The organism is Spirillospora sp. NPDC029432 (assembly GCF_040703975.1).
GTDB lineage: Bacteria > Actinomycetota > Actinomycetes > Streptosporangiales > Streptosporangiaceae > Spirillospora.
The window spans coordinates 44,505-67,183 of record NZ_JBEZWH010000014.1 but is presented as its reverse complement, the minus strand read 5'-3'; the positions used below and the strand labels follow the sequence as shown (position 1 = coordinate 67,183).

Here is a 22,679-nt window from a genome sequence, read left to right as displayed (position 1 = left end):
CGCTCCTGGCTTCGGATGCGAAAACGTTGATCAACTGGGGAAGGCGGTCAGGGTCGCCGTTTCCGGTGACTGGACCATCTGCAGGGCGAGGTGGGCCGGGCTGAGCCTCGTGATGCCCTCCGGCTTGTGCTCGGCGTCGAGCGCCTTGGCGACGACCGTCGCCAGGCCCGCGGCGCCGTCGTTGATGTTGAGGACCGTGGCGCCCGCGCCCTTGGCCGAGCGGTAGGGGATCTCGACCGGTTTCGAGGGCGACACCGCCTGGCCCGGCTGGAGCCCGCCGGTGGCCATCAGGGTGCGCAGGCCGACCCAGTGCTTCCGGCCGTCCTCGCCGTCTCGGTCCTCGGACGTCTGGACGCCGATGTGCAGGCCCTGCATCGGCTCGTGCAGGACGATCCTGCCGGGCAGGCCGTCGAACAGGCACAGCAGGACGTCGGGTGCGACCCGGTCGCACCGCAGCACCTCCCCGGCCGCCGCGGCGGAGCCGTCGGCCTGCTCGCCGGAGACGCTCACCCGCATCTCCGGGTACGCCGACACCAGCTGCGAGCGGATCAGGATCCCGGACCCGGGCCGGCGCCGGGTGCTGCTCCTCTCCAGGTAGCTGGCGCGCAGCTTCTTCAGAGCCTTACGGTCGGTGCTCGAACGCTCGGCCGCGGCGAAGGCGCCGTCCAGCAGGTGGTCCACCCACGCGGCGTCGATCCGGAAGACGCGAAGGCTCTCTTCCGGCAGCATCCCCGCGTGCGGAACGAGATGGTCGAACGGCACCTGTTCCAGGCGGCGCAGCTGGTCCAGCCACTCGACGATCACCGGTTCGTCCGGTTCGCTCTCGGCCGCCCCGGCCGCGGGCCCGGAGACCACGGCCGTGGCCTGCGCGGCGAGGTCGCCCAGGACCGAGTCGTCGGCGGCCAGGAAGGCGCTCATCAGCTCGGTCATGTCCGGTGCGGCCGAGCCGAGGTCGCCCTCGCGGAGCGTCGCGACCAGGTCGGCTTCGGTGCCGGCCCCGGGACCGGATCCGTCGCGGGGCGCGCCGGCGCCGGCCGGGCCGTCACCGGTCCAGGCGCCCGCGGTCAGGACGGCGGCGTGGTCGTGGGCGGGCTCACCGTCCACGACCACGCTCCGGAACGCCGCGAGCCAGGTGTCATCCGCCTCTTCGAGCAGCGTGGAGACCGCCTCCCGCAGGTCCTCGCCGTCCCCGCCGGCCGCCTCCGCGAACGTCGCGGCGGGGAGCTGGGGCGCGATCATGCGGACGGCGTCCGAGAGGCGGCCGTGCGCACGGTCCAGGTAGGCGGCCAGCGCGGCGGCGACGTCCTGATCGGCCAGGACGAGTCCGCGGCCCAGGGCACGCGCGGCCTCGTAACTGAGGTCTTCGATGCCGTACTCGGCGTCGACCGGGGACGGGTCGGTCACCTTGTAGGGCACCAGCGGCCCCCGATACCAGGCGAAGTCCTTCGGCTTCCCGCTGTCGTGGGCGACCGGGACGAAGCCGTTGTCCAGCCTGTAGCGGGTGTACTCGGTGTAAACGCCGGTGTCGGTGGTCTCCGGTGGCGGCAGGCGCAGCAGCAGGCGCCGCGAATTGTCCGCGGCCCCGTTCGGCATCGCCGACCGGAGCAGGTGCTCGCGCAGTCCCGAGAAGCTCGCCTGCCCGCCCGGCCCGGAGGTGAAGGTCCACGAGTACAGGGACAGGAGCCGGATGTCACCGGTGAGCGTGCCCGGGTCGGCGAACCGTCCGGTGTGCCCTTCGAGCGAGACCAGGTGCGCCACGTACGGGCCGCCCGTCCTGGACGGGACGCGGTTGGCCGTGACGAACGAGTACTCGGCCGCCCGCCTGGCCTCGTCGTCCCCCGTCTCGCCCGGCAGGGCGCTCCGGACGTGCGCCAGGTGCGCGACCTCGGTCGCGCGCGGAGCGATCTGGCCGAAGGTCTCCTTGGTGACGCGGATGGTGCGGACCGGCAGGGCACGCTCGTCGTCGGTCAGTGCCGGGGAGAACACCGGCACCGCCACGTCCGCGGCGTCGACCAGCAGCTCTCCCGCCGTGCCCGCGGTGGTCAGGCCGGCCGCCTCCGGGTCGTCGACGATCTCGCCGCGGGTGAACAGCAGGAGCGCCAGCCAGGGGCGCGTCCGGTTCTCCTCCTCGCCGGCCTGCCAGTCCAGCCGGTTCTCCCAGGGCAGTACGCGCCGTTCGAAGGCGACGTGCGGCAGCACGCTGTGCAGCGGACCGACGGAGCCTGCGGGCGGGTAGGCGCCGTGGACCTCGTGATCTCCGATGTGCAGGCGCAGGCCCGTCACCTCGATCCGCTGGGTGACCGCGGCCGGCGGCGCCCCGCCGCCGAGCGGCAGGTCGTCCGGCACCGTCTGCTCGACGGTGACGGTGTAGGTGCCCCGCCCGACGGACGGCGTCTGGTTGTCGGCGAACGTCAGAGGGCGCGCGGTCATGGCAGGAGCTCCAGCAGTCCTAGTCCGGTGAGCACTTCACTCATCTCCTTCGACGCGGTCTCGCGGGCAACGCCCGGGCCGCTCGGGGCGGCGCACCGGGACGCGGCGTGCCGGAGCGGGTTGACCCGTCCCGTCCACGGCCGATCCCGGATCGCCTCGACGGACGTGTCGACCTTGCGGCCGTCCAGCCGCGGGGCCGGCATCCGCACTTCGAGGCCGGTCGCGTACACCTCGGTGGGGTGCTCCGCGAATTTCTCGGGGCGCGGCGGCGCGTCCGACACCGCGCCCCACAGTGCCTTGGGGACGGCCGAGTACTGGGGGACGACGGTCCAGTCGTCGGCGGGGTACCGGTCGGCGTCCTGGTACCGGCCGCCCGTGTCCTTCGCGACCGACACGGTGTGGGAAGAGCCCTTCGAGGAACTCCCCGAGTGGCCCATGGGCCGCACGTCGAGCTGCTTCTTGCGGCGGCGCTTGCGGCCGCCGACCTCCGGCTCGTCCTCCAGCGCCTGCCGCGCGGAGTTGTAGCGGACGTCCGTGGCGGGGATCGCGGTGCGGGTCGCGAACGCGAACCCGTCGGTGGAGACGATCCAGTTCCCCGGCGCCGCCCTCGTGAGCATCGCCGGATCGGTCAGCAGGCCGTCGAGCACCGACAGGGTGACCGGCGCCTCGGGCAGCTGCCTGCTCCGGAACTCCTCCCACGTCAGCTGCCGCGAGCGCGGGTCCTCCTCCGCGCCGAAGCCGATGGTCACCGAGAACGGGCCCACATCCAGTTGGGCGCGCCCGCCGACGGGCGGTCCCCACACCTGCAGCCTGGCCCGGACCTCCACCTTGATCGTCACGCTGAACAACCAGAAGTGCTGGGTGTAGGACGCGCCGATGGTGATGCCGATGTCGGCGTGGAAGTACAGGGGCGCCCACCACACGATGACGTTGAAGTAGGCCACCAGCCAGGCGCGCAGCCCGCCGGCGTCGTAATTGATCTCCAGCCGCCCGCCGACCATGCCTGCCTCGGGAGTGACGGCGACGTACAGCTCGCCCTTGACGGCGACCGCGGAACTCACCGACCAGCTCAGCCCCAGCCGCGGCACCGCCGGATAGTGGCCCGGTTTGGTGAAGGCGGGATGGTAGCCGCCGACCGTGGCCACGAAGTCGCCCTCGTGGACGCTGCCGGGGAACCACACGCACAGGGCGGCGCCGCCGGTCAGCTTGCAGTCCTTGTTGAAGACCCAGGAGCCGTCGCCGAGCGCCGCCGTCAGCGCGAACCGCCGCTCGGCGTGCTCGTACAGCGCTCGGAATCCCAGCTCGACATGGGCGATGCTGGGCACGTCCTGGTTATCGGCCGCATCGGCCGCACGCGCAGGGAAGTCCGCCGACATCGTCCCGAGCACCCCCACCAGGAAGTCCCGGTCGCTGACCTGGACGATCAGCAGTCCCGCCAGGTTCACCGTCTCGGCGACCGAGACGCTCATCCCCGCCGCCAGCCACAGCACACCGTCGGCCGGGGACACCACCGGGTCGGTACCACCGGTGACCTTCTCCAGCACCTTGGAGGGACTGATCGGCTGGTCGGGCTCGGCCCCGGTCAGCTCGGTCATGTTGCCCAGGGCCCGCACGAACGGGAACCGGGCCACCTTGTCGGCCTCGGGAAGGGCGAGCCGGCTGTTGTAGCCGAAGCCCAGGGCCAGCCCGGTGACCACCACCGGTGGCGGCCCGCCGAGCTTGCCCTCCAGCGCGCCGAAGACGAACAGCGACGCGTAGGAGGGGTGATCCTTCGTCTCCTTGACGCGGGCGTAGGACCCCACGGCCATGAGCCCCCACTTGGCGGCCTTGACCATGACCAGCCCCTCGTAGGCGAACTCGTACTCGCCTTCGGGGGGACGGCGCACGAGCGTGCCCAGCACGTGCAACGGATCCCGCGCGTACGCCACGCCGAGGCCGCGGAGCACCACCCGGACGGTGGGATCCTCGGTCAGCTCGATCTCCAGACCGAGGCCGGTCGCCTCCAGCTCGAAGCCGGCCGCGACGAACGCCGCGTCCAGGTCCACGACGAGCTTCTCCGTACGCTCCTTACCCTCGGACACCAGCCGGACCTTGACCTGCCGCAGATGCAGCGACCCGAGCGTCCGCTCGACCTTCTGCACCGCCTGCGTGTCACCGCCGGCCCCGGCCTTCTTGCCGTCGTCGGTCTTCTTCTCGCCGGTTTCCTTCTTGTCGTCCCCGGCCTTGCCCTCCTGCTTGGAGGAGGGCTTGCGCACCAGCATCTTGTGGGTCTTCTTGCTGATCGTCACCCATGCGGCCAGCGTGGCTCCGGCCTCCAGGGCCTCGTCCTCCGGCAGCGGCGCCGCCGATTCGCCCAAGGCGCCGTTGAGCGCCTTGATCCGGTCCACCTTCAGGTCCTGGGAGGCGTAGACGGCCTGGAGGCCGACCTGGAGATCGCAGTCGGCGGGGATCTGCCCGCGCAGCAGATCCAGATCAGACAGTTTCGTCTTCTTGCCGAACGGCACCATCGCCGAGGCCACGACGGGCCGGCTCTTCTCCTCGCCCTCCTTGGGCAGCACTGCGGCGGCCCACGCAACCGTCCCGTCCTTCTTCCCGGGCGAATGGACGACGACGCGGTGCTTGCCCGCCTCCAGGACGTCGTAACGCAGTGCGATGCCGGTGAAGGACGGAAGGAACATCAGCGACTGCGCCTCCGTGAACCCGAGCCCGTACAGCGCCTCCGCCACCGAGAGCGGCACGGACGACTCCACGGAGAACGTGAAGCTCTTGGCGCCGGCCTTGGAGTCCAGCTTGCCGCCGGCCTTGGACCCCACCTTCGCGGTGGCCTTCGAATCCACCTTGGCGGCGGCCTTGGGTTCCCCCTTGGCGGTGGCCTTGGAGTTCTCCTTCTTGGTGACCTTGGAGTCCAGCTCGGCGGTGGCCGTCAGCGTCCTGTCCTTGGAGACCGGGAACTTCGCGGAAACAGACAGGCGGCGCTTCGTCGCGCCGTCCACCAGCCGTGTCTCGAGATCGAGGGTCACCGTCTCCAGGACGTCCGCCAGGAACGCGAACTTCTCCGTCCCGGCCAGCGACAGACTCACCACGACACCGGCGACCGGGTCGGCGGCCTTGGGTTTGTCGCTCGCGGCGACGAACTTGACGGTCGACTTCAGTTTCGTGCCGGTGACCGTGCCGCTCAGCGACAGCTCTGCCAGTTTCGTGGCGTTCGTCGATATCTTGACGAGCCTTGGCGTCCTGGGGAGCTCGGCGAACCACTCCTTGAGGACGCTCAGATCGATGGCCGCCCGGAGGTCTCCCAGCTCGGTGGACAGCCCCTCGGGAATCTCCAGCTCGTCCAGCGCGCTGAGCCGCTTCAGCCAGGTCTGTAGACCCCCCATGGTCATTGCCGATGACTGGGTCAATGTCTGTGTCACGGAGGATCCTTCGGTCGCTCACCTGGATGGTTCGGACGGGGCCGGGTGCCCCGCCTCATTCGGTGTCGAACTCGTTCGGCGCGAGCGTGCAGCCACTTGGGGGACCTGATGGACGTACCGCCCCTGCTGCAGGAAGTCCCGCTGCCGGCACCGTTCCTCGCGCCGTCCGCCGTACAGGCCCACGGCATCCGTGGACTCCCCGCGCTGCTTCGCTGCCGGCATCTCCCCGCAACCTTCCGGGTTTGTCACGTCTCAGTCAGCGCTCGCCATGCCCGATCGCCACACTATGCATGCGATTGATAACGCTAAGTAGTTACAAAGATGGTGGAGCATGGACCGGTCACCTGCCCTGGCGGATCCGAGCCGAATGCGCGTCCGGCCTTCTGAGCGGGGGCGTTGAGGGGTGTTGAGGGCGCGCCCCGAGGCCGACCGGCGATTACGGTGTGTAACTGCAACTCGGCCGACTCGGCTGCCTGTGGTCGCGCAGTCCAACCGAGCCCCGACCGAGGTCAATGGGCGGGCGCGGACCGGCCTCGCCAGGGTTGCCGATCATGATCGGTCGGCATGCGGCCAGCGGTGACCTCGATGGCATCTGGCAATCCATGGTGGACGTCCTCAACATGGGCGTCGCGGGCGCCATCGCACCCGAGGCCCGTACGGATCTCGACAAGTGCGCCCGATCTGGCGGTTCGGATGAGCGCTCGACCGGCCAGTCTGGATCCGCCGGTCCGTGCGGCTCTTGCGTCCACGTCGCTTCTTGGGGTTGATGCACGGCGGCGCGTGCTTTGGTTCCTGGGACGAGGCGGCCGGCTTCAGGACGTGGCTGGCGGTCTTCTCGGCCGCTTTGTGGGCGACCTCGGGAAGGACGGAGGTGCAGGTGTCGGCGGTCGGCACAATGCTGGAATGGCCGAGCATCTCCTGCACCACCTTCAACTCCACACCCGCAGCCAGGGCGAGGGTGGCGGCTCCGCGCCGGAGGTCGTGCAGCCGGATCGGCGGCAGCCCGTGCTCGGCGAACAGCTTCTTGAAGGTGCGGGCCAGCCGGTCGGGAACCATCGGGTCACCGTTGAGGCAGGTAAAGACGTAGCTGCTGTCGCGGTAGCGCTTCCCTGCGGGTGGGGTGATGTGCCCGGTCGATCCGGCATGACCGGTCGGTGATCACGCCCAGGCGGGATCACGGCCGGTCAGGCCGAGGATGCGGTCCAAGGCGGGTGCGTCGGCCGGCACCGCGACCTGCGGTCCGTACATGCCCATCTCCCGCCCCTGCTCCACGTTGGCGAACACCGTGTCGTGCAGATGTGCCAGCAGGTCGGCGGGCAGTTGCAGGCGCTGCCCGGTGGCGACTGCCAGGTCCCAGGCGTGCATGGCCAGCTCGCCGGTGATCATGTCGCCCAGGACGCGCGCGGGCAGCGTGTGCGGTGTGCCCATGCTCGTCTCGCCCTCCCAGGCGCTCGGCGGCGCCCACGACGAGGTGATGTCGTCCAGCAGCGCGAGCAGGCGGCCGCGCCAGTCGCCGGCCGCCAGGTCGACACCGGACTCGGCGGCCGCCGGCTGCGGAACGGACTCCTTGCGGCCGCCGCCGGCGAGCGACGGCCCCCAGAACAGGAGGTGGTTGACCAGTGCCCGCACGTCGTACTCCGTGCACGGAGTCTTGTTGGAGAGCTGGTCGTCGTTGATGGGGCGGGCGACTGCCGCCATGGCTTCGGCAGCATTGGACAGATGCGACATGGCGAGGAGGCTAGGTGGCGCGTGCCGGAGGGGTATTGGACAAAGGCGACATACACTTTGCCGTGTGGGGCGGGACGTTCGTGAGCTGCGCGGTGCGTGGACCAGGTATCAGCGCCACACGTTCCACGACCCGTCGCCGGCGCTCGCGCCCTGGGTGGAGCGGTACTGGGAGGCTCGCTGGGACTACGCCGAGCCCTACCGGCAGAAGATCGTGCCGTACCCGAATGTGCATCTGTCATTGGGCGGCGGCCGTGCGGACGTCAACGGCGTGTGCAGCGGCTACCGGATCAAGATCCTCCAGGGCCGCGACCACGTCTTCGGTGTCGCGTTCCGGCCGGGCTGCTTCCGCCCGTTCCTCGGTGCCTCCGTTTCGACGATCACCGACCGCGTCGTCCCGGCGGCCGAGGTGTTCGGCCCGGACCTGCCCACGACGCTCGACGTGCCGACCGTGGACGCGTTCCTGCTGGAGCACCTGCCAGACGACGACCCCCGGGTACGCCAGGTGGTGGCCGCGGTCGAGCTGATCGCCAAGGACAAGGCCGTGACCAGGGTCGAGCACCTCGCCGGCGAGCTCGGGCTGAGCATGCGGGGGCTGCAACGGCTGTTCGCGGAGTACGTCGGCATCGGGCCCAAGTGGGTGATCCGCCGCTACCGCCTGCACGAGGTGACCGCGCGCATGGCCGCCGGCGGGGCGATCGACTGGGCCGCGCTGGCGGCCGACCTCGGCTACGCCGATCAGGGCCACTTCATCCGCGACTTCAAGGCCATGTTCGGCGAGCGACCGACCTGGTACGCACAGCGGTACTAGCCCGCCTCTTCGGATCCGAGGGCGGGTCGCGTCCCGGCGGGGGGGAGCAGGAGCTGCAGTCTCCAAGGGCGCCGGGTCGGCGACTGCGCTCAGATCGGCCCGAGGGGTCTCGCGCAGGTCACCGCGCCAGGGACTGACGGCCCAGTTGCTTGCCTTCGGCAACGTCGGGGTGGTCGTCTTCGCCGTCGTAGAGGCGATCGCCTACCGTGCAGGTCGGGACCTTTGTCGGCCCCTCTCCGCTGCCCGGCGGAGAGCGGAAGATGATCTCGCTGGCGTGGAATCCGGCGGTCCGGGGGCTTCACGTCGCCGCTGATCAAAGAGTTTCGTCAGCGGCCCTGCGCGGGGGAGCAGACCTTTACCAGCGGGACGCACTACCCGAACGGGAAACCATCCCCGCGTGCGCGGGGAGCAGTCTCAGTGCCTGTATTAAAGCCCGGGCGGTGGTGGAGGCCGGCTGTGCTCCGGGGGGGGCGTCAGGTCGTCGCGAGTACCTCGCCCAGGCTCGCCAGCATGACCGCGCATCCCTCTTCGGCGAGCTCGGCGGAGTGGCCTTGGTGGAAGTAGGCGCTCTGCTCGGTGTAGGTGAGAACTGCACCGTCCCTGGCCGCTGCGATTTGGACGGTTGTTAGGGCTGCCGAGGTCGGTGTGCCGTCCATGGACATCCGGTAGGCGAACACGATGCGCGTGTCAGGGACGATGTCCTGAAAGACGGTTTCGGTGTGCACTTGCGGGCCGTTGCCGACTTGGAACCGTGTGGTCTCTATCCCGCCGACGCGGAAGTCCATCGTGTATTCGGTGACGTGCATGCCCTCAAGCTCCAGCGACCAGCGGCGTTTGACCTCCTCGTCCGCGAATGCGGCGAACACGCGGGCGGGTGCCACGGGGTAGGTCCGCTCCAGGCTGACGGTGCTGTGCGCAACGGGTGGGGTTGCGACGCTGTTCTCGTTCATCGTGCTCCACCTTTCTGTTGGTTGGTCAGGGCTGTTCATCGGTCTGCTGGGGCTGTGGGGTGCCTTCTGGACTGTCGTCACCGGCGAGGGCCTCGCCAAGGCGGTCGAGCCGGCGTTCGGCCGGTGTTCGGCGCGCGGCGATCCAGTCGGCAAGTACGTCCAGGCCGCCGGGCTGGAGGCGGCAGGTCCGCACACGTCCTACCTTCTCGGTGTGGATCAGGCCGCACTCCTCTAGGACCTGCAGGTGCTGCACCACCGCCGCCAGGGTCATGTCGAACGGCTCGGCCACCGCGCTGACAGTGGCGGGTCCGCGGCCGAGTCGTTCGACGATCGCTCGGCGGGTCGGCTCGGCCAGCCCCCGCAGGATGACGTCGACGCCAGAACGCTTAACCACAGACTCAAGTATTGCCAGCGCGGGGGATATGGTCAAGCCATCGCTTAAGTGTCGGCCCGGGCGAGCTCTGATCGGCAAACCTCGACCCCGAGGGTGGGCGGCACGCCGTAGCTATAGGAGGTCCGGGCCTAATTCCTGGCACGAGCTCGTCGTCAGCGGCCCACCAACCACGGGGAAGTCAGGAACCCAGCGACTGTTGCTTACCCTTTCTGGGGAGACTTCCTGGTGTGGGCCAGGCCCGGAAGTGCGTGGTGTGCAGGACGCGGTTGCCGGCAGCGTCGTCATCGCGCCGGAAGTACGGTTCAGCGGCGTGCGGCGTGCGGGCGTATCGGGCGCGCAAGCGAGCGGCCGAGCGGGAGAAGCTGATGGCCGCGCTGATCTCGTAGGAAGCGGCGGCGTGGTTGCGGAGCCCGGCCGGATGGCGGGCGCGGTCTACTGCTCTTCGCGGTGCCGGCTGCGGGCGTGGCGAGGGCGCCGGGAGTTCTCGGCGAGGGCGGACGATCTCAACGGTTAGGTCGTGTTTCAGAGTGGGATGAGCAGCGTGTCTGACGTCAAAAGCAGTGAGGTCTCCGGTACAGGGGTCATCGACCAAGAAGACCATGTTTTTCGGAGACCTCGTGGCCAGCGTAGTGGTGACGAGGCGGTTCGACCTGACTGATGGGCAGTGGGCGGTCCTGGCGCCGCTGCTGCCGCTGCCCAAGGGGCCGGGTCGGTCGTCGAAGTGGACGAAACGGCAGTTGATCGACGGGATCCGGTGGCGGGTGCGCACCGGGGCGCCGTGGCGGGACGTGCCCGCCTGCTACGGCTCCTGGCAGGCGGTCTACGGATTGTTCCGCCGCTGGCAGCGCAACGGCTGCCGGGCATGCATCCTGGCCGCCTTGCAGACCCGGGCGGACGCGGCCGGGCTGATCGGCTGGGAGGTGACATCGATTCCGCCATCGTGCGCGCCCACCAGCACGCCGCCGGTGCCAGGCGGCGGGGGATCTGCAGTGGGAGCCACCCGGCGGGGTGGCCACCGAGCCCGACGATCACGCGATGGCCGCTCTCGCGGCGGGGGTGTCGACCAAGGTGCATCTGGCGTGTGAACAAGGCCAGAAGCCGTTGTCGCCGGTGGTGACGGCCGGGCAGCGCGGGGACGCTCCGCAGTTCGAGGCGGTGATGGCCGGCATCCGCATCGCCCGGCCCGCACGGGGCCGTCCCCGGACACGGCCCGATCGGGTCCGGGGCGACAAGGCCTACTCCTCCCGGGCGATCCGTGCTCACCTGCGCAGACGCGGGATCGCGGCCACGATCCCGGTGCCAGACGACCAGGCCGGCCACCGGCACCGGCGAGGCAACTGTGGCGGCCGTCCACCGGCTTTCGACCCGATCGACTACCGCGGCCGCCACGCCGTCGAGTGCGGCATCAACCGTCTCAAGCGCCACCGGGCCGTGGCCACCAGGTACGTATGAGAAGCCTTCGTTCAAGCGCTGGTGAATAAGGCAGGCTGCGAGAGCGGGGGTACCGTCCGCGCGCCGTGGCGCCTACGGGGCACAGCAGGTGGTCGCTACCGGTAGGTATGCCGAGGGATCACGTGGCGGCCTTCCCTAGATCGATGTCCTCCTTGAGCCTGTTGCCCACGCTGTAGCCGAGGTGTCCGTCGCGCTGCATACGGCCGACGACGATACCTGGAGCTATGCCGATCTCCATCGCGAAGCGCCGCACCTCGTCGAGCGACGCCAGTGACGACAGTCGCGATGCCTTCGTGGGCGGGATCAGGAGGTCCCGCGCGAAACTGTCGGCCTCCTGTTCGGAGGGGTCTTCTCGGTTCTGGCTGTTCTCGATCCAGACGTCCTTCTTGCTGTGCTTGATGACGTGGCCGAGCTCGTGGAAGAAGGTGAACCACAGCTGGTCGTTCTTCTTGTAGCGGCCGCTGAGCATGACCATGGCCTTGTCCGGCGACAGCCATTTGGTCGCCCCGCACGCGCGGGCTCCTGTGATCTCCGGGATCACCACGACCGCGATGCCGTTGGCCGCGCAGATGTCCCGGGTGAGTCTGAAGAAAATCTCCGAGGGCTGCACGGTCAACTGCCTGAGCTGAGGGAGAGCGGCTTCGATGCCGGCCTTGCTGTACGGCTCGCAGCGGACGTCCTGAGCCGCCAGTTCGCCCAGGCGTAGCCATGCGGCGACCGCGCCGGGCTCGGCCTTGAACGCCTTGCTCTGTCGGAAATCCGCGGCTGGTGACTCGTACAGCTCCCGGTAGGTCTCCAGGTGCGCCACGCCGAAGAACGCCAGTACCTGTTGGACGCGGCTGGTCGGGTCCTTGGGGGTGCTCGGCAGTGCGCCCCGCTTGACGAGTTCCTTCACCGGGATCTCGTTCTGGACCCACGCCGCGAGTTCGGCGAAGTCCTGTCGCTGCCGCAGGCGGGTGAGGGTGGTCTGGTAGTCGGCCTCCAGGCGGTTCCACATCCGTGCCGACATCCCGGTTACCAGTTCCAGCCGGGCGGCGACGTCGGGGGACAGTGGCACCAGCCCCTGGATGAGCTGGTTGACGTGCTTGGGAGTGAGGCCGAGCCGAGCGGCCAACTGCCGCTGCGTCATGCCCAGATCGTCCAGGAACTCGCGGACGGTCTCACCTGGCGGCACGGCATAGTCCGGCTCGGTGGCCGGGTGCATCTCCTGGGACGTCGCCATCGTTCTCACTCCTTCCCCAGTCCGGTTCGGTCAGCCACGGTGGTAATCGATGATCTCAATGACCAGCGCGGCCGAGTCATCCGGGATGTCCTGCTCCTCTCTCTCCTCGGCCGTCAACAATCGGAACACCAGGCGCATACCCCCGTGGAGGCAGAAGGCGTAACACCCCTTGTACTCGTGATCGAGCGGGTGGCACCGGCCTGGTGCGCGCATGAGATCGTCGAGGCTCTCCGCCGCGTCGAAAGCCCTGAGCCGCACCCCGATCTTCTTGGCGCAATCGGCGCCGAACCTCCTGCGGAGCTCCCGGTCGGATGCGCAGAGGTCGCGTAGGGCTGGGTCGGCATACCGCACCTCCAATCGCGTTCCCCCCTCTGAGTATTAACCAATCAGGTAAACGCTGTCCCCCCATACCGGGAAAACTCTGCCACAGCCCGATCAAGATCGCTTGCTCGCTGAGCGAGATGGGGGCTTTGTACTGGGGTGATGTGCTCGAAACGTGGCAAAGTACCAGTTCGCTGTCCAGGGTCGGCCACCAAGTGCTAGCTAGCTGGTACGGGACCGACACTTCAGGTGACGGGCTCGCTTGCGGCAGTCGTGCCGCGACCGCCCACCGTGCCCGGAGTAAGCTCTGTCCCCGGCCACCGGTGGCCGCACTCGACCAGGGCGTCGATCTCGTCCCGGGGAGAGGACGCGCTGCTTGCCCTCCTAAAGTGCCCAACCGGCGGGCATCGACCAGCAGGTGCGCCCTGTTGCTGCCGGCATCCGGCTGGTGCTATTCCTGAGGCTCCAGATCATCGCCGGGTCAGGACGATGATCTACTGCTACGTCCGTGGCGCCGACGCCGGTCGTTCCTGTGCCAACCTGGTGGTTCAACTCGTCAGCGACCGTACCCGTGGCATCGTGGACGTGTGGCGCAGGCGGAGAAAGAGGCGGCGGGTTCGTTCGGTCTGTGGTTGGCCGGGCTGAGCCAGAAGGAGCTGGCCGGGCTGCTGGCCGAGCGTCCGGAAACGATGGCCGCCCCGGAGCCGTTGACGCTGGGCGAACTGGCGGAGCGGCTGTCCGGTGCTCACGGGGTCCTGGTGGCACTGGCCACGTGCGATCTGCCGTCGTTGCAGCTCGCGGAGGCTCTCGCGGCTCTCGGCGGTACTGCGGCGACGGCCGATGTCGAGGAATTGCTGGATGCCGAGCGGGGCGACTTCGAGAACGTGCGGAACGGTCTGTCCCGCCGCGGCCTCGTGTGGCCGGAGGGCGATCTGCTGCATCTCGCGGAGGCGCTGAGGCAGTGGCCGCTCGGGAACGGACCGCTCGGTCTGGGGCCGCCGTCCGCCGTTGTGCTGCCGCTTCTGAGAGCCGATGACCTGCGCCGGATCGTCCGCGGACTGGGCGTCGAGGCGCTCGGAAAGCGCAAGGCCGAGCTGCTGGACGCGGCGCTGGCGGGCCTGGGAGACGCGGACCGGGTGCGGCGAGTCGTCGCCGCAGCACCGCAGCGGGAGAGGCGTCAGCTAGAGAAGGTCGCGCGCGATGGCCACATAGACGGCCACGAGGGCATCTATCTCTTCGGTCGTGAGGGACCGTACACCTGGGCGCTGGAGAGGGGGCTTCTCGTCCAGCCTGACTGGCTGGGGCCGGTCATGCCGGCGGAGGTGGCGATGGCGCTGCGCGGCCCGTCCTACCGGGCGCCTTTCATGCCGTCCGCGCCGTCGGTCGGTACGGACAAGGTGCCCGAGAGCGTGGTGGCGGCGGAGTTCGCCGCGATGTCGGCATGCGCTGTGGAGGAGATGAGCGTGGTCCTCCGGTCCTGCGCCTCGCAACCGCCGGCCCGTCTCAAGACCGGTGGCGTCGGCGTCCGGGAGCTGCGGCGGATGGCGAAGCGGACAGGGGGATCGGAGGACGCGGCCCGGCTCTGGTTTGAGCTGGCCGTGGCCGAGGGCCTGCTGGACTGGCGGGACGGTGCGCTCGTTCCGGCCGCCGAAGGCGACGAACCGCCGGCGGCCGAGCGCCTGGCGTCGATGCTGCGTACCTGGGTGCGGATGCCGCGCCTGCCGCTCCTGGAGGATCCTGAGCAGGGCCGTGGAGCGCCGCTGCATCCTCGGGGGCACGATCCGGCGGCTCCGCGCCTTCGCGCCGCCGTACTGCAGAGCCTCGCGGACCTTCCTCCCGGACACGGCGCCGACGGACCCGGGCAACTGGTCGCGGCGGTGACGTGGCGGCGCCCGCTTCTCTTCGAGGATGCCGAGCTGGCACCGCCTTACCTCAAGGCCGTCTGGCAGGAGGCCGAGCTGCTCGGCGTCCTTGCTCGCGGCGCGCTCACCCCGACCGGCCTCGCACTGGCCGACGTCAACAGCCCGACATCGCTGGATGCAGCCGCTGCGGACGCACTACAAGCGGCATGCGACGAGGTGCTCCTGCAGGCAGACCTCACCGCCGTGGTCCCCGGCCCGCCCTCGCCGCGGCTGGCCGCCCTCCTTGACTCGGCCGCCGATCGGGAGTCCCGGGGCACCGCCTCGGTCTGGAGATTCAGCCCGGCGAGCGTGCGCCGTGCCCTGGACGCGGGCCGTTCCGCAGGAGGGCTCCGCGCCGATCTGCTGGCGGCGGGCACCGACCTGCCGCAGCCTTTGGCGTATCTGATCGACGATGTCGCCCGCAGACACGGCGAGGTCACCGTCACCGCACTCGCCTGCGCGGTCTGCTGCTCCCGTCCCGCCCTGCTCGTCGAGATCCTGGCGCACCGCGGACTGCGCAGGCTCGGACTCCGCGAGCTGGCGCCCACGGTGCTGGCCAGCGCCGAGCCGGTGGACGAGACTCTGGACGCCCTCCGGGAGGCCGGATACCTACCGGTCGGGACCGGCGGCGGCCCACCCGTGATCGAACGTGCGGCGCCCCGCCCGTCGCGCCGCAGGAAGCGTCCGGCCCCTTCGGCCGGACGCTCTCGGCCGAGCACCCCGATCGACCTGGCCGCCCGGCTACACGGAACCTCCTTGGGGGTGCCGGCCGGGACGGACGACGTCGCGGCGGGCTTGGCGGAGCTCGCCCCGCACCTATCGGCCTCCGAACGGCGCATCCTGGCACATGCGGTGGAGACGGGCACCGCCATCTGCATCGACTACGTCAACGGCGAGGCAACCCGTCCACCCGCGTGATCGAGAGGGCCCGGCTCGACGCCCCCTTCCTCACCGCCTGGTGCCGGCTCCGCGACGATGACAGGGTGTTCCATGCCGGTCGGATCCAGGCCGTGGCCCCGGCCTTCCTCACATCCTGAAACAAGCCGTCGGCTCAGTGTCATAGGGGACTCTGCGGTGCGGGCCCGCATCCGCCGAACATCCGGTTCGTCCCGACCGTCCAGGGCCGGTCATCGTGTCTCGTGGTCAGGCACCCCAGCGCCGGTACGCCTCGATCCATTCGGCGCCCTCCGGCGGCGGCGTGGGCAGCGGGAGGTCCAGGATGCCGATCGCCTGGCGATGCCGTCCTCGGGCGCAGATCGCGACGATGCCGCTGCCGGGCAGCAGATCGATCCCCACGGCGGTCACCTCGACGCCCAGGACGGTGGTACGGAAGGGCACTCCGAGGTTGTCCCCGATCACGACGTGGAAGGCCGCGAGCTGCTCGTACTCGTCGTAGGCGTCCACGATCGCCTCATCAACAAAGGCGTCCAGCTCGGCCCTGCTCAAACGCGCCATGGCCCGGCGCCCGGTGAAGCGGCGACCGTCCTGGAAGCCGTGGCGGCATCTGGTCGTGTGGACGCGCGATATCGCTGGACACCAAGCCGTCCGCGGCGTGACGCGACGAGATCCCGATCAGGCAGCCCCGGCCATGCCGGGTGAAGACCGGTCCATTGATCGCTCACGGCCCGGTGGTGTGGGCGGAAGCGATCCACGCCGGTCACGGGCCGGGCCTACCGGTCTGAGTGTTGTCGGAGGCGCGGGCCCGGCGGGGTGGAGTGACCCCCGGAACGACATCGAGGTCCAGATGCTCTTTGATCAGATGCTTGAGCTCAGCGCCGTTGATGAGCTTGATGCGGTTGCGCTGCGCGAACTGTTCGCTGGCGCGCCCGAACCACGATGTCGTCACCAGGACACCGGTGGTGGCGTTGTGATCGGCCATGACGCCGGTGAGAGCATGTACGGCTTCCAAACCCACCACATTGGACCACCGTTTGGCCTGGATCAGGCATACGCCGCCGAAGAACATGTTCCTGCTGGTGGCGACCGCGTCGACGCCGCCGTCCTTGGACGGGATGGTGGTCCAAGCCTCGGCGCCCATCGCGATGAACAGCTGGCGGACGAGGTGCTCGAACTCCGTCGGTGACAGCTTGACGAGGTTGCGCCGGGAATCCAGGTTCGAGACCACGTCCATGTCCTCGCTGAACCGGAAGCGCTTGAGGTCGAAGGTGATGAACGGCTCGATGGCCTCCAGATCGAAGGGATTGGGCGACACCAGCGCGTTGAGCCGCTTCAAGCATGCCGCCGGGTCGACCTTGGCCAGTACGAGGTCCTCGAAGACGCCGCGTTCGGCCTCCACGCTGAGAAGATGGAGCCGTACCGTCTTGCCGGTGGCGCGGTCGACCGTGGTGAGTCGTCCGTTGAAGACCACCGCCTCCACCACCGCAGGCGGCGTCGCGCCGAAGATCTCGTGCAGACTACGAAGCGTGATCTGGGCGATGAGCTGCGCGTACCACTTCTTGGTCTCAGCGACCGGACGGGGAAGGGGATCGATGGCGTCACGTGTCTTGACGTACTTGTAGCCCCGGACACTTGGGACCGTGGTATTGGGCGGGAACTCGAAGTCCACCACGACATCGCGATTCTCCGGCCGGTAGGCGATCTGGACGCGGCGAGGGAAGTCGTCCGGGTACCGGGAGGCCTGCAGCACCTGATCGACGAACCACTCGACCGCCTCGACCTCCCCGGCGTCCAGACCGGCTCGACGCCGGCCCAGTTCGGCGTTCGCGGCCTCTGCCCGTGCCTTCAACGCCTGCACACGGCCGGTGTGCTCGGCTCGTGCCCGATCCAGCGCACCGAGCCGCTGCGACTCGCGTTGCCCGTGGGCGGCGAGATCTTGCTCGTACCTTCGTTGCGCATCCGCGCGGGCCTGCTCGTAGCGGTTGGCGCCGCCGAGAAGCCGTCCCACCCGCCCCGGCGGTGCAGGCGAATAGTCGTCCCATTCGGGAGCGGGCTCCGCCAGCGCGAGACGGCCCGGGCTGAAGGACGGGAGACGCGGCGTGACGAGCAGGTCGTCAACGCGCAGCGGCTTCTTCGAGAGGGCGTCAGCGAGGATCGACCCGAGTTGCCCGACGCGTTGATCGATTTCCGTCGTCTTGTGTTCGGCCAGTTCCTGCTGGGCCGTGATGTGCTGCTCCTTGCGGCGCTTCTCGGCTTCCTTCTCCTGCCGTACTCGCTCGCGCTCTGCCCGCTCGGCCTCGCGCCGCATCGCCGCCTGCCGCCGTTCCCACTCCGAGCGACCGCCCCCACGCTGCGCCACGCCACGACCCCCAGTCAGTCCCTGACCAAAGCCCCTGACCACTGTAAGTTGATGTCTCCCGCAGAGGAAGAGGTGAGTAGCACACCACCCCGCGGCGGCTCTTCAGAAAGCAGCGACCGGGCTCGGCGCACAGCGCTCCCCCCCCGGCCACGGTGGCGCAGCGGCCAGCCGCCGAGGTCAGACTGGACAGATGCTGATCGTGCGTGCGACCAAGAAGCTGCGTGACCGTGTCGGCGGGCAGAGCCTGAAAGAGGGCGACGAGCCCACGACCGTGCTGGGCCAGTGGTACGCGACGGCGCTGTTCTGGCAACCCCAGGTGGCGCTGTTGGTCAACGAGCCGACGCTGCTGCCGGTGCTCATGCCGCTGGCTCCCGCTGCGACGCTGCTGATCCGGTTCCCCGATCACCTCGCCACTGTGCTGGCCGCGCATGGAGTGCAAGAGACGTTCATCAACGAGGAGGCGCGGCGAATGAAGCGCGGCAATCGTGTGGGCAAGACCGCCAACCGCAGCGTCGTGGGCATCATGAACGAGTTCAGCCACCTGGCCGAGGCCTACCGCGGCCGTACCGAAGCACCGGACCTGCTTGAGATGGCGCTGCGCCTGGCGGCCACCCCGTGCAGCCCCCTCAACCGCAGGCACGTCAGCCCCGACCGGGAACTTCACGCGCACCTGAGCCGCGCGCAAGGCTGATAACGAGTGCCAGGAACTCATGGCACGTCCGCGGGGAGCAGCGAGGCGGTGAACCGCCTCGGCAGGTGGATCGGCGAGCCGCAGAACTGGGGACCATCCCCGCGCGCGGGGAGCAGCACTCATCTCGCGTTCGATCCGCTTCATGTGGGGGACCATCCCCGCGTGCGCGGGGAGCAGTCGCCGTAGGCGGCGGCGCGCGCCTCCATCGGGGGACCATCCCCGCGTGCGCGGGGAGCAGGCTGCCTGACCTGGTGTTCTACCGGCGAGTAACACGATTTTGGAGCGCTTTGGGAGAGTTGGACATTTCGGGCATCGGGTTTGTGTGGCGGCTGCGTCTCCTGGACTTGTGCGGCGTCCAAGGTCCGCGCAGGACTGGCCGGTACTGGGCCGGTCCTCTGTCCGCTCATACGCCGGAATGCTCCCATGTCGCGGGTGGTGAGGTCGATGTCGCCGGTGGGGCGCAGCCAGGGAATCCCGCGGGTAGGACGTTGACGACGGTTCCTTCCTGAAGGCCGCGACGAGGTCGCTTGCGCGTGCCGACGTCTGCTGATGCGGTGGAGGATCGGCTGTTGCCGCCTTGGCCGGCGCAGACCCAGATGGGCCTCCTGTACGGCTTGTCCTGGTCGCAAGGGCCAGCACGGTTCTTTGGTCTGATGGCCGCGGGAAACCTTGCTCTGGCCGTGAGGGCGCTGTGCGTCGATCTGCCGGTCCGGCGTCGCTGCCGTTCGGCTGCTGGCCGTGCCCTCGGAACCGCTGATGCCGACCATCTCGGGGAGGCGTCAGGTAGACCTGCGGCTTCGCCGCACCGTTTTGCTCGGGGTGAGGATTCCGGTGGCCTTGCCTGGCTTGCTGGGCGACGGCGTTGTACAGGGCGCCCCCCGGCGCAGTGTCCGCTGCGTCGATCCGGGCGGGCGGTGGTGGCCTGCGTAGCGGCGTGCTGGTGCCGGTGGGGGCATGATCGTCCCCGGTTTGGCCCCGCGAGCCAACATCGAGCCAACACGGGAACGAAGCGGGACGAAACCGGCGGGAGACCTACCCGGGCAAACTCGCGTTTGCGCAGGTCAAGCGTGGTGGGTCGCGTGGGACTCGAACCCACAACCTACGGATTAAAAGTCCGGAGCTCTGCCAATTGAGCTAGCGACCCGCACGGTAAGGGTATCGAGATCGTCCAGTGGTTCGCATCGGGGTTCTTCGCGGGCCAGGGGCGGGGCTTGGAGACAGCGCTCGGTGGAGGGATCGTCCACGGTGAGCGGTACGCCGTGGCCTTGATGGGGTGGATGGACCAGTCGGAGCTGGGCGGTGGCGGGTCCAGATGTCGAGGGCGGCAGGCCCGACGATCTCGCCTTGTGGGTTGTGGAGGAAGGTGCGGGCGGCGGGATGGGGTAGCGGGGGGTGAGTCTTTGACGTGATCGTCGTGGTCGCTGAGGAGGTGGAGCGGTTGTAGGTCGACGACCTACGGGCTGTTCGACGACGGTGGCAGGTAGGTCAGCGACGTTCGGAACAGCGCAGTCAGCCGGGCTTGCCTGGGGTGGAGAAAGCTCCTTGCGAACGGGGCTTGGCGTCGTGTCGTCGCCGTAGCGGGTTCCTGGGTTGAGGTTGTGATCTGGTGAGTGCGGGCGGGGACCGTGCGAGCTGATCAGTGAATCGCCATCGGACGGCTGGGGGCTGGAGTGGCCAGAAGCGGACGGGGGAGGGCCGCGGTCGGAGGGGCGCACTCTCGAGCTTGCTGAGGTTGGGGCGGGGCGGGCGCTTGTACTGGGGAATTCTGCGGGACGGTTGGGGTCGAACCTTGGCAAGGTGCGGGGGTTGGGGGCCGGGGACGCTCGCGGGGTGAGTGTGCGGTTCTCGCGCAGTTGGCGATTGAGCGAGATCGGCCGCCGAGCCGCTCGGTCGGGCGCCGGTACGGCCGGGAGCGGAACGCGCGTCGCCGCGCCAGCCGTACCTGGTCCGGTCGGTCGGAGAGGTGGCGTTTCGTCCGGTTGCGGGGGCGGTGCCGCGGGCGGCGCCGCGCCATCCGTCGTCGGCGAAGGGCTGCCGGACGTTACCGGCTCGCGGAACCGCCGGGCCGGGACGATACGGGTTCGCGGTGGCAGGGGTTCCAAGCCGGGGCCACGCGCCGCGGCCACCGCCGGGGACCGGCCCGCCCCGGACGAAGCCGAGCCCGCCCCGGCGCCCCTCGCCGGCCCGCCACCCGTAGCCTCGCGACCACGAAGATCTGTCGAGCTTCTCCGCCTTGTCGACGGTCTTGAGGACGTTCAGATTGGCCCGGGTCAGGCGGGCGTTCGCCGCCCTGCGCGCGGCGGGGGTGCCGGCGCGGTCCGCCGCCGCCCGCGCGGCGTCCAGGCGTGCCCAGGCCCTGGGCAGTGCCGTCCTGATCCGGGCGATGTGCGCTCGGCGCGCCCGGTCCAGGGCACGGTTGGCCGCGACGAGCTCCCCCTGCGCCATCTGCCTGGCCCAGGGACTCTTGTCCTGCGCTTGGATCACCTGCCGCCGGGCGCTGAGGACACGCTGCTCGGCGCGCGCCAGGTCGGTCTTCCAGCCCGTTTCCTTCATGGCCTTGTAGAGCTCCCCGGACGCCACGAGGGCCCTCGCCGCGTTCCCGACGTTGCGGTTGAGCATGAAGGCGCGCAGCGCCGATTCCAGGGTGGCGGCCTTGTCACCGGCCACGAAGACCGGAAGCGACGCCGCCCGGTGCTGGAGCAGGTACCACTGCTGCTTCAGCGGGCCGATCGTTCTCGGCTCGCGGCTCAGCGGCGGGGGCGGGGGCAGGGCGGGCCCGCGCCCGATCGGCGGGGACCGGCGCGGCGCCGGCTCTCGGCCGCCCGGCTCGGTCCCCGGTGCGGGGCGGGCGAGGGGACCGGGGGTCCGCGGCGCCCCGGACGGCCGGTCGTCGCCGCTGCCGGGGCTGGACGCGTTCGTCCGCCCCGGCCCGGGGACGACGACGGGCACGCCGGTGATCGGGGGGAGGACCGGGGGCGTCGGGGTGCTCGGAGCCAGGGGACGGCGCACGGGAGGCACCAGAGGCACGGGACCGTCCGGCCTGTCGTCACTCCCTGGCCGCTTGGGCTGGGCGGGTTCCGGCGCGGGCCGTTCGGGGGCGGGCCGCCGGGGTCGCGTTCGTTCCTGGGATCGCGGCGCCGGACGGCTCTTCGGCGTCGAACGGGACTTGGGCGGGGACGAGCGGGGCTCCGTTGACTGCTTGCGCTGCGTGGCCGGCTGCTCGGCCCGCGGCCGGGGCGGCGGCTTCGGGTTCTTCGGAATCCAGTGATGCGGGTCGCAGTACTCCGCGGGAAACCAGGGTTGTCGCTGGCAGCCGGGCTTCGGTGCCGCGTGCGCTTCCCCGGCGGTGAGCGTGTCGTAGACCAATCCGCCGAATACGGCGAGGGAGAGGCCCCCCACGGAGGTGAGCCCCACTCGGGCGAGTCTGATCATGGCGCCCACAGTAAGACAGCAGTGTCTATATGAGAATTGCCATCGGAAGTGTTCGAGCGCCGTTAACGACCGCGTCACCGCACGCAGCTGCCCGCAGTCCTCTGGTCAGGTCTCCGGGTGGACCATGAGGAGGACGGCGCGGTTGTGCTCGGCGTGTCCCTGGTAGAGGTGCGGGCGGGCGGCGTCGAACCGGATGGAGTCGCGTTCGGCCAGGTCGGCGGGGGAAGCGGCCGGTCCGGCGGTGACGCTTCCGCGGGTGACTACGAGGCATTCCTCGACGCCGGGCAGGTGGGCTTCGGAGTGCTGCGTGTTCTGGGCGATGGCGATGTCGTAGACCTCCACGGTGCCGCGCAGGCTGATGCGGTGCAGCAGGCGTGCACTGACCGCGTCGCCCTCGACCTGCGGCCGCGTGTCGTCGAGGCGTACCACCTCGACAGTGGAGGCGGGCGTTTCCAGCAGTTCGCCGAGGGACGCCTTCAGTGCCGTGGCCAGGGCCCACAGGGTGCTCAGGGTCGGGTTGCCCTGGCCCTGCTCTATGCCGTGCAACGTGGTCTTGCTGATGCCGCTGGCGGACGCCAGGTCCGCCAGGGACGTTCCGGCCGCGGTTCGCAGTCGGTGCACGTTCTGCCCGACCACTTGCGTGAGGTCCATGCGTATCAGCATAGTGATATGTACGTACCG

Annotated in this window: 14 protein-coding genes, 1 tRNA gene and 1 pseudogene; 4 read left to right on the top strand and 12 right to left on the bottom strand. The window is 69.8% G+C overall.

Going from position 1 to position 22,679, the window contains the following annotated elements; translation table 11 throughout:
- Positions 1–30: 30 nt before the first annotated feature.
- The 4 genes from AB0881_RS14060 to AB0881_RS14045 form a co-directional block, all read right to left on the bottom strand.
- Positions 31–2,430: a hypothetical protein gene (locus AB0881_RS14060; protein WP_366617068.1), complete on the bottom strand. Its 2,400-nt coding sequence runs from the start codon at positions 2,428–2,430 to the stop codon at positions 31–33.
- On the bottom strand, positions 2,427–5,807 hold the full coding sequence (locus AB0881_RS14055) for a DUF6603 domain-containing protein (RefSeq protein ID WP_366617066.1): 3,381 nt from the start codon (positions 5,805–5,807) through the stop codon (positions 2,427–2,429). The genes AB0881_RS14060 and AB0881_RS14055 overlap by 4 nt, the downstream gene beginning before the upstream one ends.
- A 651-nt stretch (positions 5,808–6,458) precedes the next feature.
- Positions 6,459–6,968, bottom strand: a complete 510-nt coding sequence (locus AB0881_RS14050) for a tyrosine-type recombinase/integrase (protein ID WP_366617199.1) — start codon at positions 6,966–6,968, stop codon at positions 6,459–6,461.
- Positions 6,969–7,001: 33 nt separating this feature from the next.
- Positions 7,002–7,571, bottom strand: coding sequence for a TIGR03086 family metal-binding protein (locus tag AB0881_RS14045; protein ID WP_366617065.1), 570 nt, complete (start codon positions 7,569–7,571; stop codon positions 7,002–7,004).
- Between the two features lie 64 nt (positions 7,572–7,635).
- Here AB0881_RS14045 and AB0881_RS14040 point away from each other — a divergent pair, with 64 nt between their 5' ends.
- Complete coding sequence (locus AB0881_RS14040) at positions 7,636–8,379, top strand: helix-turn-helix domain-containing protein (RefSeq protein ID WP_366617064.1); 744 nt, start codon at positions 7,636–7,638, stop codon at positions 8,377–8,379.
- Positions 8,380–8,852: 473 nt separating this feature from the next.
- Here AB0881_RS14040 and AB0881_RS14035 read toward each other — a convergent pair whose 3' ends face one another.
- Together AB0881_RS14035 and AB0881_RS14030 are read right to left on the bottom strand one after the other, a co-directional pair.
- Positions 8,853–9,329 carry an SRPBCC domain-containing protein gene (locus tag AB0881_RS14035; protein WP_366617063.1) on the bottom strand — a complete coding sequence of 159 codons (477 nt, stop codon included), beginning with the start codon at positions 9,327–9,329 and terminating at the stop codon, positions 8,853–8,855.
- A gap of 25 nt (positions 9,330–9,354) precedes the next feature.
- Positions 9,355–9,723: a metalloregulator ArsR/SmtB family transcription factor gene (locus AB0881_RS14030; protein WP_366617062.1), complete on the bottom strand. Its 369-nt coding sequence runs from the start codon at positions 9,721–9,723 to the stop codon at positions 9,355–9,357.
- A 599-nt stretch (positions 9,724–10,322) separates the two neighbouring features.
- Here AB0881_RS14030 and AB0881_RS14025 point away from each other — a divergent pair.
- Positions 10,323–11,172: pseudogene (locus tag AB0881_RS14025) on the top strand (IS5 family transposase); the annotation flags it as partial.
- 121 nt (positions 11,173–11,293) lie between these two features.
- Here the strand turns inward: AB0881_RS14025 and AB0881_RS14020 are convergent.
- Positions 11,294–12,397: a HigA family addiction module antitoxin gene (locus AB0881_RS14020; protein ID WP_366617061.1), complete on the bottom strand. Its 1,104-nt coding sequence runs from the start codon at positions 12,395–12,397 to the stop codon at positions 11,294–11,296.
- 30 nt (positions 12,398–12,427) lie between these two features.
- Positions 12,428–12,754 carry a hypothetical protein gene (locus AB0881_RS14015; RefSeq protein WP_366617059.1) on the bottom strand — a complete coding sequence of 109 codons (327 nt, stop codon included), beginning with the start codon at positions 12,752–12,754 and terminating at the stop codon, positions 12,428–12,430.
- Positions 12,755–13,305: 551 nt separating this feature from the next.
- Between AB0881_RS14015 and AB0881_RS14010 the strand changes: the two genes are divergently transcribed.
- On the top strand, positions 13,306–15,537 hold the full coding sequence (locus AB0881_RS14010; protein ID WP_366617058.1) for a helicase-associated domain-containing protein: 2,232 nt from the start codon (positions 13,306–13,308) through the stop codon (positions 15,535–15,537).
- A 225-nt stretch (positions 15,538–15,762) separates the two neighbouring features.
- Here AB0881_RS14010 and AB0881_RS14005 read toward each other — a convergent pair whose 3' ends face one another.
- On the bottom strand, positions 15,763–16,074 hold the full coding sequence (locus AB0881_RS14005; protein ID WP_366617056.1) for a hypothetical protein: 312 nt from the start codon (positions 16,072–16,074) through the stop codon (positions 15,763–15,765).
- Between the two features lie 202 nt (positions 16,075–16,276).
- Complete coding sequence (locus AB0881_RS14000; RefSeq protein WP_366617054.1) at positions 16,277–17,875, bottom strand: restriction endonuclease; 1,599 nt, start codon at positions 17,873–17,875, stop codon at positions 16,277–16,279.
- Between the two features lie 190 nt (positions 17,876–18,065).
- On the opposite strand from AB0881_RS14000, the gene AB0881_RS13995 reads away from it, so the two are divergent.
- Complete coding sequence (locus AB0881_RS13995) at positions 18,066–18,566, top strand: hypothetical protein (RefSeq protein ID WP_366617053.1); 501 nt, start codon at positions 18,066–18,068, stop codon at positions 18,564–18,566.
- Positions 18,567–19,634: 1,068 nt separating this feature from the next.
- Here AB0881_RS13995 and AB0881_RS13990 read toward each other — a convergent pair.
- Positions 19,635–19,710: transfer RNA gene (locus tag AB0881_RS13990), tRNA-Lys, on the bottom strand.
- Positions 19,711–22,103: 2,393 nt separating this feature from the next.
- A complete protein-coding gene (locus AB0881_RS13985) occupies positions 22,104–22,649 on the bottom strand; it encodes an XRE family transcriptional regulator (RefSeq protein ID WP_366617051.1) in 546 nt (181 codons plus the stop codon).
- Between the last annotated feature and the right edge of the window lie 30 nt (positions 22,650–22,679).

What these genes read in the sequence shown, in the direction of transcription:
- AB0881_RS14060 (WP_366617068.1), bottom strand. Translation starts at nt 2,430, where the DNA reads ATGACCGCGCGCCCTCTGACGTTCGCCGACAACCAGACGCCGTCCGTC.
- AB0881_RS14055 (WP_366617066.1), bottom strand. Translation starts at nt 5,807, where the DNA reads ATGGGGGGTCTACAGACCTGGCTGAAGCGGCTCAGCGCGCTGGACGAG.
- AB0881_RS14045 (WP_366617065.1), bottom strand. Translation starts at nt 7,571, where the DNA reads ATGTCGCATCTGTCCAATGCTGCCGAAGCCATGGCGGCAGTCGCCCGC.
- AB0881_RS14035 (WP_366617063.1), bottom strand. Translation starts at nt 9,329, where the DNA reads ATGAACGAGAACAGCGTCGCAACCCCACCCGTTGCGCACAGCACCGTC.
- AB0881_RS14020 (WP_366617061.1), bottom strand. Translation starts at nt 12,397, where the DNA reads ATGGCGACGTCCCAGGAGATGCACCCGGCCACCGAGCCGGACTATGCC.
- AB0881_RS14005 (WP_366617056.1), bottom strand. Translation starts at nt 16,074, where the DNA reads ATGGCGCGTTTGAGCAGGGCCGAGCTGGACGCCTTTGTTGATGAGGCG.
- AB0881_RS13995 (WP_366617053.1), top strand. Translation starts at nt 18,066, where the DNA reads ATGCTGATCGTGCGTGCGACCAAGAAGCTGCGTGACCGTGTCGGCGGG.
- AB0881_RS13985 (WP_366617051.1), bottom strand. Translation starts at nt 22,649, where the DNA reads ATGGACCTCACGCAAGTGGTCGGGCAGAACGTGCACCGACTGCGAACC.